This window comes from Kluyvera sp. Awk 3, from assembly GCF_028069715.1.
Taxonomy (GTDB): Bacteria; Pseudomonadota; Gammaproteobacteria; order Enterobacterales; family Enterobacteriaceae; genus Kluyvera; species Kluyvera georgiana_A.
Map to the genome: position 1 here is coordinate 39,573 of NZ_JANEWH010000013.1, position 15,971 is coordinate 55,543.

At 56.7% G+C, this 15,971-nt stretch carries 15 protein-coding genes; 6 read left to right on the top strand and 9 right to left on the bottom strand.

Annotation, left to right across the window (positions count from 1 at the left end):
- Positions 1–11: 11 nt before the first annotated feature.
- On the top strand, positions 12–905 hold the full coding sequence (rarD, locus tag NNN71_RS04945; protein ID WP_163448176.1) for an EamA family transporter RarD: 894 nt from the start codon (positions 12–14) through the stop codon (positions 903–905).
- Between the two features lie 42 nt (positions 906–947).
- Here rarD and corA read toward each other — a convergent pair whose 3' ends face one another.
- The 8 genes from corA to lptM all read right to left on the bottom strand — a co-directional run bounded on the left by corA (position 948) and on the right by lptM (position 7,863).
- Complete coding sequence (gene corA, locus NNN71_RS04950; protein WP_064546451.1) at positions 948–1,898, bottom strand: magnesium/cobalt transporter CorA; 951 nt, start codon at positions 1,896–1,898, stop codon at positions 948–950.
- A gap of 152 nt (positions 1,899–2,050) precedes the next feature.
- A complete protein-coding gene (ysgD, locus tag NNN71_RS25225) occupies positions 2,051–2,107 on the bottom strand; it encodes a YsgD/CorL family protein (RefSeq protein WP_368301982.1) in 57 nt (18 codons plus the stop codon).
- A gap of 147 nt (positions 2,108–2,254) precedes the next feature.
- Positions 2,255–4,417 carry a DNA helicase II gene (gene uvrD, locus NNN71_RS04955; protein WP_163448175.1) on the bottom strand — a complete coding sequence of 721 codons (2,163 nt, stop codon included), beginning with the start codon at positions 4,415–4,417 and terminating at the stop codon, positions 2,255–2,257.
- Positions 4,418–4,480: 63 nt separating this feature from the next.
- Positions 4,481–5,197 (bottom strand): 5-amino-6-(5-phospho-D-ribitylamino)uracil phosphatase YigB, encoded by a 717-nt coding sequence (gene yigB, locus NNN71_RS04960; RefSeq protein ID WP_167577157.1) that lies wholly within the window; start codon positions 5,195–5,197, stop codon positions 4,481–4,483.
- Positions 5,197–6,102 carry a tyrosine recombinase XerC gene (gene xerC / locus NNN71_RS04965; protein WP_167577158.1) on the bottom strand — a complete coding sequence of 302 codons (906 nt, stop codon included), beginning with the start codon at positions 6,100–6,102 and terminating at the stop codon, positions 5,197–5,199. The genes yigB and xerC overlap by 1 nt, the downstream gene beginning before the upstream one ends.
- Positions 6,099–6,806, bottom strand: coding sequence for a DUF484 domain-containing protein (locus NNN71_RS04970; protein WP_167577159.1), 708 nt, complete (start codon positions 6,804–6,806; stop codon positions 6,099–6,101). Before NNN71_RS04970 ends, xerC begins: the two co-directional genes overlap by 4 nt.
- The gene (dapF, locus tag NNN71_RS04975) at positions 6,803–7,627 is read right to left on the bottom strand and encodes a diaminopimelate epimerase (RefSeq protein ID WP_271458002.1); all 825 of its coding nucleotides are present in this window, start codon (positions 7,625–7,627) and stop codon (positions 6,803–6,805) included. The genes NNN71_RS04970 and dapF overlap by 4 nt, the downstream gene beginning before the upstream one ends.
- Before the next feature lie 32 nt (positions 7,628–7,659).
- Complete coding sequence (gene lptM / locus NNN71_RS04980) at positions 7,660–7,863, bottom strand: LPS translocon maturation chaperone LptM (protein WP_163448170.1); 204 nt, start codon at positions 7,861–7,863, stop codon at positions 7,660–7,662.
- Positions 7,864–8,002: 139 nt separating this feature from the next.
- Here lptM and cyaY point away from each other — a divergent pair, with 139 nt between their 5' ends.
- Complete coding sequence (gene cyaY / locus NNN71_RS04985) at positions 8,003–8,323, top strand: iron donor protein CyaY (protein ID WP_163448169.1); 321 nt, start codon at positions 8,003–8,005, stop codon at positions 8,321–8,323.
- Between the two features lie 43 nt (positions 8,324–8,366).
- On the opposite strand, the gene cyaA is transcribed toward cyaY, so the two are convergent.
- A complete protein-coding gene (gene cyaA / locus NNN71_RS04990) occupies positions 8,367–10,913 on the bottom strand; it encodes a class I adenylate cyclase (protein ID WP_064546437.1) in 2,547 nt (848 codons plus the stop codon).
- Positions 10,914–11,320: 407 nt separating this feature from the next.
- On the opposite strand from cyaA, the gene hemC reads away from it, so the two are divergent.
- Genes hemC through hemY form a run of 4 tightly spaced genes read left to right on the top strand, consistent with a single transcriptional unit; the run spans position 11,321 to position 15,414 of the window.
- A complete protein-coding gene (gene hemC / locus NNN71_RS04995) occupies positions 11,321–12,262 on the top strand; it encodes a hydroxymethylbilane synthase (RefSeq protein WP_163448168.1) in 942 nt (313 codons plus the stop codon).
- The gene (gene hemD, locus NNN71_RS05000) at positions 12,259–12,999 is read left to right on the top strand and encodes a uroporphyrinogen-III synthase (RefSeq protein WP_223803527.1); all 741 of its coding nucleotides are present in this window, start codon (positions 12,259–12,261) and stop codon (positions 12,997–12,999) included. Before hemC ends, hemD begins: the two co-directional genes overlap by 4 nt.
- Before the next feature lie 21 nt (positions 13,000–13,020).
- Complete coding sequence (gene hemX / locus NNN71_RS05005) at positions 13,021–14,214, top strand: uroporphyrinogen-III C-methyltransferase (protein ID WP_271458003.1); 1,194 nt, start codon at positions 13,021–13,023, stop codon at positions 14,212–14,214.
- A gap of 3 nt (positions 14,215–14,217) precedes the next feature.
- Positions 14,218–15,414, top strand: a complete 1,197-nt coding sequence (gene hemY, locus NNN71_RS05010) for a protoheme IX biogenesis protein HemY (protein ID WP_163448165.1) — start codon at positions 14,218–14,220, stop codon at positions 15,412–15,414.
- Positions 15,415–15,971: the final 557 nt, after the last annotated feature.

The window sequence follows — 15,971 nt, forward strand, 5'->3', positions numbered from 1 at the left end:
GGATGTTTCACATGGATCCCAAACAAACGCGTCAGGGCGTACTTCTCGCTCTTGCCGCCTATTTCATCTGGGGCATCGCTCCAGCCTACTTCAAGCTGATTTACTACGTCCCTGCCGATGAGATCCTGACCCACCGCGTCATCTGGTCGTTTTTCTTTATGGTGGCCTTGATTAGCATCAGCCGCCAATGGCCGCAGGTGCGCACACTGCTGAAAACCCCGAAAAAGGTCTTTCTGCTGGCGCTGTCGGCGGTGCTGATCGGCGGTAACTGGCTGCTGTTTATCTGGTCGGTGAACAACCACCACATGCTGGAAGCCAGCCTAGGTTATTTCATTAACCCGCTGGTGAATATTCTGCTGGGAATGATTTTCCTCGGCGAGCGCTTCCGCCGCATGCAGTGGCTGGCGGTGATTCTGGCTATCTGTGGCGTGCTGGTACAGCTGTGGACCTTCGGCTCGCTGCCGATCATCGCGCTAGGCCTGGCGTTCAGTTTCGCCTTCTACGGCCTGGTACGTAAGAAAATTGCCGTCGATGCGCAAACCGGGATGCTGTTCGAAACGCTCTGGCTGCTGCCGGTGGCAGCCATTTATCTGTTCGGCATCGCCGACAGCGCCACCAGCCACATGGGTAACAACCCGTGGTCGTTGAATCTGCTGCTGATTGCCGCCGGCGTGGTGACCACCATTCCGTTGCTGTGCTTTACCGGTGCGGCTACACGTCTGCGCCTTTCCACGCTGGGCTTTTTCCAGTACATCGGTCCAACGCTGATGTTCCTGCTGGCGGTGATGTTCTACGGTGAGGTACCGGGAGCGGATAAGATGGTGACCTTTGCCTTTATCTGGGTGGCGCTAGCGATTTTCGTGATGGATGCGATTTATACGCAGAGACGCGGTCGTCGAGGTTAAAGAAGTGGCCGGAGGGCGGCGACGCCTTCTCCGGCACAACCATTACAGCCAGTTCTTGCGCTTAAAGTACAGATACGGCGCAAGCCCTGCCAGAATCATAAAGATAATTGCCCCTGGGTAGCCAAAGCTCCACTTCAATTCCGGCATAAACTCAAAGTTCATCCCATAGCTCGAAGCCACCAGCGTTGGCGGCAGGAACACCACGGATACCACCGAGAAGATCTTGATGATGCGGTTCTGCTCGATGTTGATAAAGCCCATCGCCGCTTGCATCAGGAAGTTAACCTTCTGGAACAGCGATTCGTTGTGTGGCAACAGGGATTCGATATCTCGCAGGATTTCGCGCGCTTGCTCCAGCTGGCTGGCCGGTAAACGCGCCTTGCGCACGAGGAAGTTCAGTGCGCGCTGGGTATCCATCAGACAAAGACGAACCTTCCAGCCGATATCTTCCAGCTCAGCCAGCGTGGACAGCGCTTCGTCATACTCGTCACCCTGGTGACCTTCCATAATCACGCGGCTCAGCTTTTCCAGGTCGCTGTAGATGTTTTCAATTTCATCCGCCAGCTGTTCGATTTTGGTTTCGAACAGGTCCAGCAACAGCTCGTAGGCGTTACCATCGACCATCGCCTGGTTACGTGCGCGCATACGATACAGGCGGAACGCCGGCAGCTCGCGCTCGCGCAGGGTAAACAGTCGCCCTTCGCGGATGGTGAAAGCAACGGTGGAGTTACCGGCGTGATCGTCCGCATCTTCGTAAAAGAAGAAGGAGTGAATATGCAGGCCGTCTTCGTCTTCAAAAAAACGTGCGGATGCTTCGATGTCTTCCAGTTCGGGGCGCGTGGCCAGGTTCTGGCCCAAATCCTTTTGCACACGGTTTCGTTCGTCGTCGTCAGGCTCGACTAAATCGACCCACACCGAGCTGGCGAGGTGTTCGATTTCGTCCGCTTCCAGACGCGTTAAACGATTATTTTCCAGTTGAAATGCGCTCAGCATGACCGGGACTCCCAATGCAAAAAATTATCGGACAGCCGGTGGGCACACAGAAACTACAGGGGTTTCAGACCATTAAACAGCCTGACTCAATGCGACGGGATAAAATACGGGTCGCTGACAACCGCTAAGGCTATCAGCATATGAGGATAGCCTTAGGAGTTGTTCCTGAATGACAGGAAGGTGAGCCAGCATCTACTGGGTGTGTCCAAGGCTTTGTCCTCTTAGCGTAATCGTGCGCGCATGTTACGCCAGCAAAAAAACGGCGTCAACACGCAACGAAACGCTAACCAGGATTAATTACCTTCTCTTCCGTAAGGCTAGCAGATCGTTACAAAATAATGATATTTTTCTGAAAGTTATACAGTTTCCAGCCTGGCGTAGGCCGCCACCAGCCATTTAATTCCCTGCCCCTGGAATGCGACCTGCAAACGGCTGTGTTCACCGCTGCCTTCCAGGTTGACGATGGTGCCCTCGCCAAACTTGGCGTGGCGCACGCGCTGGCCAAGTTTGTAGCCAGTATCATTCTCGGCCATCGGCGTCCCCATCCGCTGATGGCTCACCGGACGGCTGACGGTCGCGCGCAGACGCACCTCTTCCACGCAGGCTTCCGGCAGTTCGCCGATGAAACGCGACGGGCGATGATAAACCTCTTTACCATACAGACGGCGGGTTTCGGCATAGGTTAGCGTCAGCTTCTGCATCGCGCGGGTGACGCCAACGTAGGCCAGGCGGCGCTCTTCTTCCAGACGGCCGCCTTCATCCAGCGACATCTGACTTGGGAACATCCCCTCTTCCATCCCGACGATAAACACCTGCGGGAACTCCAGACCTTTGGCCGAGTGTAGGGTCATCAGCTGTACCGCATCCTGCCAGGTATCGGCCTGACCTTCCCCGGCTTCCAGCGCCGCATGAGACAAAAACGCCTGCAGCGGCATTAAATCTTCGTCTTCTTCGTTGTAGCTGAACTGGCGCGTTGCCGTCACCAGTTCATCCAGGTTTTCGATACGCGTCTGGCCCTTTTCGCCTTTTTCCTGCTCGTACATCATGCGCAGGCCGGAATCTTTGACCACCCGATCGGTCTGCACGTGCAGCGGCATATCGGCCGTTTCCTGCGCCAGCGCGTCAATCAGCTCCATAAAGCGCTGTAAAGCGCTCGCAGCGCGGCCTGCCAGCGCTTTCTCTTGCAGCAGCTCGCGACAGGCCTGCCACAAGGTCAGTTGGCGATCGCGCGAAGTTTGACGGACCACGTCCAGCGTACGGTCACCGATGCCGCGGGTTGGCGTATTCACCACACGTTCGAATGCCGCATCGTCGTTACGGTTGGCAATCAGGCGCAGGTACGAGAGCGCATCTTTGATTTCCTGACGTTCGAAAAAGCGCATCCCGCCATAGATACGATACGGCATGCTGGCTTGCAACAAGGCCTCTTCCAGCACGCGCGACTGGGCGTTGCTGCGATAGAGAATGGCACACTGATCCAGCGCGCCGCCGTTGTCCTGCCAGGTTTTAATACGGTTGACCACGAAGCGGGCTTCGTCGAGTTCGTTGAACGCGCAGTAGAGCGAAATCGGCTCGCCATCGGCGCCGTCGGTCCACAACTTTTTGCCCAGACGCCCGTTGTTGTTTTCAATCAGGGCGTTGGCCGCGCTCAGAATGTTGCTGGTCGAACGGTAGTTCTGCTCCAGGCGGATGGTTTCGGCACCGGGGAAATCGTTGAGGAAGCGCTGGATGTTCTCCACCTGCGCCCCACGCCAGCCGTAGATCGACTGGTCATCGTCGCCAACGATCATGACCTTACCGGTGTCGCCCGCCAGCAGGCGGATCCAGGCGTACTGAATGTTGTTGGTATCCTGGAATTCATCCACCAGGATATTGGTAAAGCGTTCGCGGTAGTGCTGGAGGATGTGCGGCTTATTGAGCCACAGCTCGTGGGCGCGCAGCAGCAGTTCAGCGAAATCCACCAGCCCCGCGCGGTCGCACGCTTCCTGATAGGCCTGATAGACCTTCTGCCAGGTCTGTTCGACCGGGTTGCCGTAGCTTTGCAGATGGTGTGGACGCAGCCCTTCGTCTTTCTGGCTGTTGATAAACCACATCGCCTGGCGTGGCGGCCACTGTTTTTCATCAAGGTTCATCGCCTTAATCAGGCGTTTGAGCAGGCGCAGCTGATCTTCGCTATCGAGAATCTGGAAATCCTGCGGCAACCCGGCGTCCAGGTGATGCGCACGCAGCAAACGGTGCGCCAGCCCGTGGAAGGTGCCGACCCACATGCCGCCCTGCGAGGTGCCCATCAGTTCGGCAATACGGTGGCGCATCTCCGCCGCCGCTTTGTTGGTGAAGGTCACCGCCATAATCGAGTACGGCGAGCAGTTCTCGACGCTTTGCAGCCAGGCGATGCGGTGCACCAGTACGCGCGTCTTACCGCTGCCTGCCCCGGCGAGCACCAGCATGTTGGTTCGCTCCGCCGCGACGGCTTCGCGCTGTTTATCGTTGAGGCTGTCGAGCAGGTAAGAAACGTCCATTGGCACCGCCGGAAAAATGAGGGCTCTAACGAACCCCTGGGAATTTATACAGAGTTATGACGATTATATCAGCGAGGTCAGAGATGCCAACCGGGAAATCTCAATGTGCGGCAACAAACGGCTGTCGGCGGTCTGCATCAGATCGGCGTTTTCCGGCTTGATCCAGCAGGCCTGCATCCCGCAGCGCACGGCGCCCGCGACATCGGTGGTCAGGTCATCACCCACGTGCAAAATCTCGCCGAGCGGTACGTTGAGCTTTTCTGCCGCCAGGTGATACATATCGGCAAACGGCTTAGAACGCCCGTCCGGCCCGGCGCGGAGCACAAACTCAAAATAGCCACTCAGACCAAATAGTTCTGGCTGTGCGTTACCGTTGGTAATCGCCACCAGCGGCCACTTTTCGCCCAGCTTTTTCAGGGTATCGTGGGTTTCCTGCGGCACATCAACCCGGCTACGCCAGTGGGCAAAGTTGGCCATCGCCGCATCGGCACCGGCTTTCGCTTCCTGGGCCGTTAACCCCAACTGCCGCATACCGGACTCCAGCGCACGCCAGCGCCATTCGGTGACGTCGTGGTAAATCTCCGGCTCGGTCTTCAGCAACGCATCGCGCCACTGTTGAAGCGTGTGGGCGTCAAAATTGGCCAGTGCCGGGTGATAGCCGCGAACAAAATTCAGCGACTCCTGCATCGTGCGGTCAATCACCGGGCGGTTATCGTAAAGGGTATCGTCAAGGTCAAAGGTCAACGCGGCAATCGTGCCCAGTGGTCGATAAAAACGCATTATTTCTCCCGTTTGGCGCGCGGATGCGCCGCATCGTACACCGAAGCAAGGTGTTGAAAATCAAGATGGGTATAGATTTGGGTGGTCGAGAGGTTGGCGTGCCCCAACAGTTCCTGCACACCGCGCAAATCGCCGCTCGACTCAAGCATATGAGTGGCGAACGAATGGCGCAGTTTATGGGGATGGACGTGGCTGTTCAGCCCCTGCTTCACACCCCATTCGGCAAAACGTTTTTGTACGTTGCGGGCCGAAATACGCTTGCCGAGCTTTGAGAGGAACAGCGCGTCTTCGTCGCCGCCAAACAGCCCGCGCAGGTCGAGCCAATGTTCGATCCACGCGACAGCGTTGCGGCCAATCGGCAACCGGCGCTCTTTGCTTCCCTTGCCCATGACCCAGACTTCGCCGGTGTCGAGATCCAGATGCTTGATATCCAGATTGACCAGCTCGGACAGACGCAGACCCGCACCGTACATCACTTCCAGCATCGCGCGGTCGCGCACCGCCAGCGGGTCGTTAAGGTCAATATCCAGCAGGCGGTTAACGTCGTCGACGTCGATATTTTTCGGCAGGTGGCGCGGCGCTTTTGGCGCGGCAATACCTTTCGCCGGGTTAGCCGGTAGCACGCCCTGGCTGACCATCCAGTCAAAGAAGCTGCGTAAGGCCGACAGGCGCAGCGCCAGGCTTGCCGCTCCCAGCCCCTTACGACGGCTGCGGGTGGCGAAGCTACGCACCATCGCAGCATCACATTGTTGCCAATTCTGCAGGCCCATACCTTCGGCCAGTTCAATAATGGCATCAAGCTGACGCTGATAGTTCAGGAGGGTAATGGGGCTTAGCTGCCGCTCAACGCCCAGATAGCGCAGGAAACGGGTAACGTCTTGCCCCAATGCGATATCGCCGGTCATTCGCGTTCAATCCATCGTTCCAACAGGCCAGGCAGCATCAAGGCGATTTCCTGCAACAGCTGCGTTCCCTGTCCAGGCTGATAGTGGTGCGGGTCACGACTGCTGAAGAGAATCACCCCGAGGTCGCCATCGCTGCCCATCATCGACATGGCTACCGAGCCTACTGCTTTCGCCTCCGGCAATACCAGCAGCAGTTCCGGACCATTGAGGGTACCCAGATAGTGGTTTGACTGGCCTAAGCGTTGGATACGCAGCGGCTCGAACGCCTGACGAGAGAGCACCAGGTCGGTGTGTTTAGAGGGAGCGCCAAGCCGCCAGCGGTCGGAGAACAGACGTATCGACGCCCCCGCCAGCCCCAGCTCACGCGCCCAGCGGTGAAAACGCAGCAGCAGATCGTCGAGGCTTTCGGCACACGCCAGCCGGTTTTGCAGATGCAGCAAGCGATAGAACAGCCCTTCGTTGGCCGTCGCCTGCTCCATCAGCTGGCTCATATTCTCTTCGAGCATCGCGATATAGTTGCGCGAGCGCGCCATATGCCACTCGACCAGCGAGACCATGCCCCGCACCGGGTGCGGGACGCGCATCTGCTCGACGGCAGCGGCATTACGAATAAAGAATTCAGGATGTTGCAACAGATAGTCTACCACCGCGCCGTCATTCAGCGCGGTGATGGCGTCCTGCTGTTCTTCCCCAACCTGTTTCATAGATGAATAAATCCGTCATAGACATGTGCCGCCGGGCCAGTCATAAACAACGGTTGGCCCGGGCCTTTCCAGGCGATATCAAGACGCCCGCCCGGCAATTCCACGCGCACTTCTTCCGCCAGCAAACCCTGCTGAATACCGACAGCAACCGCCGCACACGCACCGCTTCCACAGGCCTGCGTCTCACCCGCGCCGCGTTCGTAAACGCGCAAGCGGATGTAATCGCGTTTCACGACCTGCATAAAACCAATGTTAGCGCGTTCTGGAAAACGTTCATGGCTTTCCATCACCGGGCCCAGCGTTTCAACGGCCGCCGTATCGACGTCGTCGACCTGAATCACGCAGTGCGGGTTCCCCATTGAAACCACACCGCACAATACTGTCTGCTCGGCCGCACGCATAATATAGGTCTTTTCCGCTTTGTTGGCGCGGAACGGGACCTGCGAGGGCTCAAAGTTCGGCTCGCCCATATTGACGCGTACCAGGTCATCTTCCGTGACGCTTAATACCATACGGCCGTTAGCCGTACTGACGCGAATATCACGTTTATTGGTCAGGCCTTTCAGGCGCACAAAGCGGGCAAAGCAGCGCGCGCCGTTGCCGCACTGAGAAACTTCGCTGCCGTCGGCGTTGAAAATGCGGTAGTGGAAATCAAGGTCCGGATCGTAAGGCGGCTCGACAACCAGCAGTTGATCGAAGCCCACGCCCAGATGCCGGTCCGCCAGTCGGCGGATCAGCTCAGGCGAAAAAAACACATTCTGCGTTACCGCGTCGACGACCATAAAATCGTTGCCGAGGCCATGCATTTTAGAGAACTGCATTATCTACTCCAGTTGCGCGGTACAGAACGGAATCAGTAGTTAACCTGCGTCGGGCCGCCGTCGTCGCCACGATCGTTACGGTCCGGCGATGCGCTCTGCACAGGCGGCGTCACGGGTTTGGTCGGCGGTGCCGCCGTCTTATCAGCCGGAGGGAAATAGAGCGGGCCCTTCAGGCCGCAGCCTGCAAGGCTAAACAGTGCAAGTAACAAAGCCAGCGGTCGAAAAATCTTATTCATTCTTAAGATGCCTGTAGTTCAATGCTTTCTATTTTCTATCATCGCAGGAGAAGGCGCAAAAGCAAGCGTTAAGCGCCTGACTGCAACGTGATTTGTTTCACGCTATACTGCCGCTATCACTAAATAGCGGGATAAAACAATGAACGACAGTGAATTTCATCGCCTTGCCGACACTCTGTGGTTAGCCATCGAAGAACGTCTGGACGACTGGGATGGCGACAGCGATATCGACTGTGAAATCAACGGCGGCGTGTTGACCATCAGCTTTGAAAACGGCAGTAAAATCATTATTAACCGTCAGGAGCCGTTGCACCAGGTGTGGCTGGCGACCAAACAGGGCGGCTATCACTTTGACCTGAAAGGCGACGAGTGGGTTTGCGATCGCAGCGGCGAAACGTTCTGGGATCTGTTGGAACAGGCGGCGACGCAGCAGGCGGGTGAGGAAGTAAGCTTCCGCTAAGACTGATTGCCGGATAAGGCGAAACCGCCATCCGGCATCATAGTTAAGAGAAGTACTGCTGTAACAGCGGCGCGTTATTGTTGTCGTGATTCGACGGCGGCGGCACAATCGCCTGGCTGCGGAACGGAATCACCTGCGCACGGCCGTCAACCTTCACAATCTGATAGAACTGCGGCAGGTTGAAGTTGATAAAGCTTGAGCCGTAGGTGAAGCGATCGTGCGACGAGGAATAGAAGCGGCTGACGTCGCGCACCAGCTCCTCTTTGCTGCCTTCACAGTGGTGATACACCTCGGCGCGGTTACTCTCGTCAAGAATGTAGATATTAAAGCCCTGATCTTCCCCCGACTCCTCGAAGAAGAACTGGATAATCCCTTCGCTGGCAAAACCATCCACCACCGGCGGCAATTCTACATGGTTGGTCTCAACCTGCACCGACAGACCGTGCAGCTTGTTATGCGAAATCGCGCCGTAAAACTCGATGGCGTTTTCCAGCTTCTGTACCGACACGTTCAGACGCTCAAAGAACAGGCCCCAGGTTTGCCCGGAGACACGCAGCGCTTTGAAGCGGCCGGTTTCCTGACGGGTACTGGAAAGGCGCAGTTCAATACACTCGGAAACCAGCTGCTGCACGCGGGTACGAATCAAGCCGCGCAGGTGCTGGCTGTAGCAGAATACTTCGACGCTGTCCGGCGGCGCGGCGTCCTGGTGCATTTTACCGAGGATGGTTTTCAGCGCTTCAATCATCGCCTGCTCGCCGTTGAAGTGCAGCGTACGCACTTCGTTCCACGAGTTGCGATACAGCAGGTCAACGCTGCCAACCAGGCATTTTTGGTCTTCACCGAAGCTGAAAGTATCCAGCTTACGGAAATCGAAGTGCACCACCTGATTGCGGAAGGCCGCCGTCGGGTCATATTCGAGGTTGACGATAATCGCCAGATGGCGAATTTCACACGGGCTGTACAACGCTTTCGGCGTTGGCGCGGGCAGGCGCAGCGGGAAGTGGTGCGATACGTCAGCAACCATCTCCTGCAGTTTCGCCAGGTCGACAATGCCATTGCCCTTAATAAACAGGCGCGTGCGTGAAGTCAGCAGGCCGTTAAACCAGGCCCAGGCCACCAGCTTGTTGAGATAGCGGTTATATTCCAGCGGCTGATGGCTGATGATGGATTCCATGTTCGGGGCGCGGTTGTAAAGATACCAACCTGTACGGTTGGCGCGTCCTGGCGGAACATAGATAAAGGTCAGATTCGGTTCGGACAGGTCCGGGGAGATCTGCGGGTTCACCAGCGTCACTTTGCCCGGCAGCGCTTCAAACGCCGCGTACAGCTTACGCGTCAGCACGCCGATATCCTGCGGGCTGGCGGAAACGCTGAGGTTGTTACGACGGGCGAAGCGAATCAGGTTGCGGTAGCTCTGCATCATCGCGTCGAGCAGTTCGTTGTGTGCTTCACGGACCTGGTCGATTTTCCAGTTGGCGCGGTTATCGAGCATCGCCAGACGCTCTTCACTCCAGCCCCACTCTTTCACCAGTTGCCCAACCACTTCGCGACGCCAGCCAACGCAAGCGCGTTCACGGCTGAGCTTTTCGCACACTTTCAGGTAGAAGCAGCGACGCACAAGGTCGAGACGGGTTTCGTCGTCGATGGCCTTCAGGTATTCGGTCACGCGTTCCAGCATCATGCAGTAGGCATCAAGACCGAAAGAGACGATCTCGCCATCATGCAGGCGCTGTTTAATGTCCTTCGCCAACAGGCGCGTGTTGGGATACTCCCACGAGTAGGCTTCCAGCAGCAGGGTTTTCAACACCGCTTTGTACGGCGAGTCGATACTCTTATACAGCTGCCACAGGCTGGCGCCAAAGTACTCTTCGGCGGAGAGCGAGCTCAATCCGCCGAGGTCAAGCCATTCGTTCGGCGTCAGCACGCCCTGGGCGTAGAGCGTCATCACGTAGTCATCGTAATGATCTTCTTCTTCGCACGGCACCATATTCCACAGAATACGTTTGCCCGCCAGGCGCACCGCCGTACGATAAAATTCGTCGAGCAGTAAAATGTGCTGCGTTGAACCGCAGTCTTCCCCACCGAGGCTGCCGCTTTCGTTATGACGGAAACGGTTTTCGTCGATCAGGAAGAAGCTGACTTCCACGCCCAGCGATGCCGCCCAGCTTTCCAGCAGGCTGCATTTGCGCTGTAACAATTGGCGTTCATCATTGTCGAGCCACGACTGGTGACAGACCCAGATATCCAGATCGGAGGAACAGCTCTGGCCAACGGACGAGGTGCTGCCCATGGTGTAAACGCCGGTAATCGGCAGTTCGCCCTTGGCAGTGCTCTGCGGCGGCATGCCGCGATGCAGCTCGAGTTCGTCGAGGTAATGGCGTTGGGTTTCATCAGGCGTGTAGAGGCAGATGCCCTTGGGAACGTTACCGTCAAGGTAACCCGGCATCAGCGGATGATGATAATGTAATAATGTCGGCAGTAGACTGTATACCTGCTGGAAAGCAGGGCCCATGGCTGCAAGCGCGCGATCCACGCGCAGTTGGTTGATGGCATCCAGTCTCTGTTTTAGCGTCTCAATATAGAGGTACAAGACATATCGCCTGATGTTCAAAACCTCGACGTATCCTGTTCAAGCGGTACGGAGGTTTTAATATTTCAACAAGAAGAACCGTTACCGTTTTTCGTCCGCCGTTGTCATTATCGAATTCTGGACAAAAAATGGTTTAAAACGTGATCAATTTAACACCTTGCCGGTTGACCGTAAAGAATGTTGCACTACAACAAGTGTAGCATTGAATGCTGCTGTAAACCCCGGCATACGATCAAGACAGTGCCAGTAATGAACGGTAAACACAACCCCGTTTATGCTTGTCTCCGTTTAGGCTGAAGGCACGTTTCCTGCATCGCGAATTGTTCAGGGTATGAATCCCTGAAAACTAACATCATTAAGGCAACAATGTTAGGATGGACAACGGACGATAGATGACGGTAACAAGCATGTTAGACAAAGTTTTGAGAATTGCCACACGTCAGAGCCCGCTCGCGCTCTGGCAAGCGCACTATGTAAAAGAACGCCTGGAGGCCTGCCATCCTGGGCTGACGGTGACGCTTGTCCCGATGGTCACGCGCGGTGATGTGATCCTTGATACGCCGCTGGCCAAAGTGGGCGGCAAGGGGCTTTTTGTCAAAGAACTGGAGCTGGCACTGCTTGAAAATCGCGCGGATATCGCCGTGCATTCGATGAAAGATGTGCCAGTGGAATTCCCTGAAGGGCTGGGGCTGGTGACCATCTGCGAGCGCGACGACCCACGTGACGCCTTCGTCTCGAACCATTACGCCAGCATGGATGACCTCCCGGCAGGCAGCGTCGTCGGCACTTCCAGTCTGCGTCGCCAGTGCCAGTTGGCCAAACGCCGCCCGGACCTGGTGATTCGTTCGCTGCGCGGCAACGTCGGCACGCGGCTGAGCAAACTCGACAACGGCGACTACGATGCGATCATCCTCGCCGTTGCTGGCCTTAAACGTCTGGAACTGGATGCCCGCATCCGCCAGCCGATGTCGCCGGAAGAGTCGCTCCCGGCCGTTGGCCAGGGCGCCGTCGGCATTGAGTGCCGCCTCGACGACGAACAAACGCGTGCGCTGCTGGCGCCGTTGAATCATGACGACACTGCTGTCCGCGTGCGCGCCGAACGGGCGATGAACACGCGGCTGGAAGGCGGCTGTCAGGTGCCTATCGGCAGCTATGCGGAACTCATTGATGGAGAACTCTGGCTGCGCGCGCTGGTTGGCGCGCCGGACGGCAGTCAAATGGTTTGCGGCGAGCGTCGCGGCCAGCCGGAAGAGGCCGAGAAAATGGGCATTGCGCTGGCTGAAGAGCTGCTCGATAACGGCGCGCGAGAAATTCTTGCCGCGGTCTACGACGGAGACGCCTCAGTATGACCATTCTGGTTACCCGCCCCGCCCCGCAAAGTGAAGCGCTCGTGAGCCGTTTGCGCGCGCTGGGGCGAGTAGCCTGGAGTTTCCCGCTGATTGAATTCACCCCCGGTCGCGAACTTAATACGCTCGGTCAGGCGCTTGGCGCGCTGGACGATGGGGATTTAGCGTTCGCGTTGTCGCAGCATGCGGTGAGCTTTGCCCAATCGCAGTTGCAGCAGCAGCGCCTTTGCTGGCCGACGGCTCCCCGCTATTTTGCCATTGGTCGCACTACGGCGCTGGCTCTGCATCAGGTCAGCGGAGCCGACGTACGCTACCCTTTAGATCGGGAAATCAGCGAAGTATTGCTACAATTACCTGAATTACAAAATATTGCGGGAAAGAAGGCGCTTATTCTGCGCGGCAACGGTGGCCGTGAGCTGCTCGCTGAAACGCTTACCGCCCGTGGCGCCGACGTGACGCTGTGTGAATGCTATCAGCGCAGCGCCATTCACTACGATGGCGCGGAAGAAGCCATGCGCTGGCAGTCGCGAGGCGTCTCGACGATAGTGGTCACCAGCGGCGAAATGCTGCAACAGCTTTGGACGCTGATTCCCCTCTGGTACCGGGAGAGCTGGTTGCTCAAGTGTCGGTTACTGGTGGTGAGTGAGCGCATTGCAAAACTGGCCCGGGAGATGGGCTGGCAGGAAATTCAGGTTGCCGATAGCGCAGACAACGATGCGCTGCTGCGCGCATTACAATAACTCTCAAAATTGGAAGCCATAATGACGGAACAAAAAGAAAACTCCGCCGTGGTTGAAGAATCCGGGGACGTCGTGAACACCACGCCGCAACCCGAGGTCCGTAAGCCAGAAAATGCTGAGAAGAAAAATACCGGCGGGAAAACCAGTCTGGTGCTAAGCGCCGTTGCTATCGCCATCGCGCTGGCGGCGGGCATCGGTCTGTACGGCTGGGGTAAACAGCAGGCCGTCAACCAATCCACCACCAGCGATACTCTCGCCAATCAGCTCATCGCGCTGCAAAAAGCGCAGGATGCGCAGAAAGAGGCGCTGGAAACCACCATTAAACAACAGGCCGAACAGCTTGATGCGGCGAAAGCCCAGCAGAGCGAAATGGCCAAACAGTTGGATGAAGTGCAGCAAAAAGTGGCTGCTATCTCCGGCACCGATTCAAAAACCTGGCTGCTGGCCCAGTCCGATTTCCTGGTGAAGCTGGCCGGGCGCAAGCTGTGGAGTGATCAGGACGTGACCACCGCTGCCGCACTGCTGAAAAGCGCGGATGCCAGTCTCGCGGACATGAACGACCCCAGTCTGATTACCGCGCGCCGGGCAATTACCGAAGATATCGCCAGCCTCTCCGCCGTGTCGCAGGTTGATTTCGACGGCATCATTCTGAAGGTGAACCAGCTCGCCAATCAGGTGGATAACCTGCGTCTGGCGGACAACAATACTGACGATTCGCCGATGGACAGCGACGATGGCGAACTGTCGGCTTCGCTCAGCGAGTGGCGCGTCAATTTGCAAAAAAGCTGGCAGAACTTTATGGACAGCTTTATTACCATTCGCCGCCGCGACGAGACCGCCGTTCCGCTGCTGGCGCCGAACCAGGATATCTACCTGCGCGAGAACATCCGCGCTCAACTGCTTGCCGCCTCGCAGGCAGTGCCACGTCATCAGCAGGAAACCTACAAGCAGGCGCTGGATAACGTCTCGACCTGGGTACGTGCCTACTATGATACCGATGATGCCGCCACGAAAACGTTCCTGAACGATATCGATCAACTCAGCCAGCAGAGTATCGCCATGGACGTTCCGGACACCCTGCAAAGCCAGCCGATTCTGGAAAAACTGATGCAGACCCGCGTGCGTAACCTGATGGCGCAGCCCGCTGCCGCTCAGCCTACGGCAGAGCAACCGGCCGCCACAGAGCCTGCGCCAGCCCCGGCGCAAGGAGAGTAATCGATGCTTAAAGTCTTATTACTCTTCGCACTGCTGATTGCCGGCGTGGTAGTCGGCCCGATGATTGCAGGTCACCAGGGGTACGTGCTAATTCAGACCGACAATTACAACATTGAAACCAGCGTCACCGGGTTGGTCATCATCATGATTCTGATCATGGTGGTCCTGTTCGCGCTGGAATGGATTCTGCGCCGCATTTTCCGTACCAGCGCCCATACCCGCGGCTGGTTCGTGGGCCGTAAACGCCGTCGCGCACGCAAGCAGACCGAGCAGGCGCTGTTGAAACTGGCGGAAGGCGACTATCAGCAGGTTGAAAAGCTGATGTCGAAAAATGCCGATCACGCGGAACAGCCTGTCGTCAACTACCTGCTGGCGGCTGAAGCCGCGCAGCAGCGCGGTGACGAAGCGCGCGCCAATCAACACCTACAGCGTGCAGCGGAAAATGCCGGTAACGATTTGATCCCGGTTGAGATCACTCGCGTCCGTCTACAGCTGGCGCGTCATGAAACCCACGCGGCGCGCCACGGTATTGATAAGCTGCTGGAAATCGCCCCACGCCATCCGGAAGTCCTGCGTCTGGCCGAGCAGGCCTATATTCAGACCGGGGCCTGGAGTTCGCTGCTGGATATCATCCCGTCAATGGCGAAAGCCAACGTCGGCGATGACGCCCATCGCGCGGCGCTGGAGCAGCAGGCGTGGATTGGTCTTATGGACCAGGTACGCGCCGACCAGGGCAGCGAAGGGCTGCGTGACTGGTGGAAGAATCAAAGCCGTAAAACGCGTCATCAGGTGGCCCTGCAGGTTGCCATGGCGGATCACCTCATTGAGTGTGACGATCATGACACCGCACAGCAGATCATCATCGATGGCCTGAAGCGTCAGTATGACGATCGTCTGGTGATGTTGATTCCACGTCTGCACACCAATAATCCGGAGCAGATGGAAAAACTGCTGCGCCAGCAGATCAAAACCGTGGGCGACCGCCCGCTGTTGTGGAGCACGCTGGGCCAGTCGCTGATGAAGCACGGCGAGTGGCAGGAAGCGAGTCTGGCGTTTCGCGCCGCGCTTAAGCAGCGTCCGGATGCTTTCGACTATGCCTGGTTGGCTGACACGCTTGACCGCCTGAAACAGCCGGAAGAAGCCGCTGCCATGCGCCGGGACGGGCTGATGCTGACGCTGCAGAACAACCCGCCAGCGTAATCTACGCGCTAGCAAAAAGGGGCCGAATGGCCCCTTTTCTTTTTTACCCATAAAAAAACGCCTGCTCTTTGTGGGAGCAGGCGCCAATACAGGTTTAATTCGACAACTAATGGGTGCTTCACTCAACGTTATGTCCATGGTGTCTGATGAGGCAAAAGCGACATCTGTCAGTGGACGATAAGCACCGTCAATGGCTCTGCGTCATTCCTGAGTTTATGAGGCACAAAGCGAACATAAGAGATGGAATGAGCATCTACGCGGCGCATTATGTCATAAAATTTTGAGAAATGACATGTCTGGTTAAAGACAATATCTTCTTTTTTAACTCATCAAAAAACATGCCATCGCAGTCATTTCACTTTGCCGTTTTATTTAACCATAATAATAATCCACGGCAATATATAAATAATAAAACCAGATACCAATATCGGCCTCATTCATGCGGCAAATTATTTAGAAATTAGTAACAATTGATTATTAATCCATTATCGCACCTGCGCTGTCATTATATTTACAGCAGAAGAAATTAAGGTATACGATTCTTCACAGGCAACGCC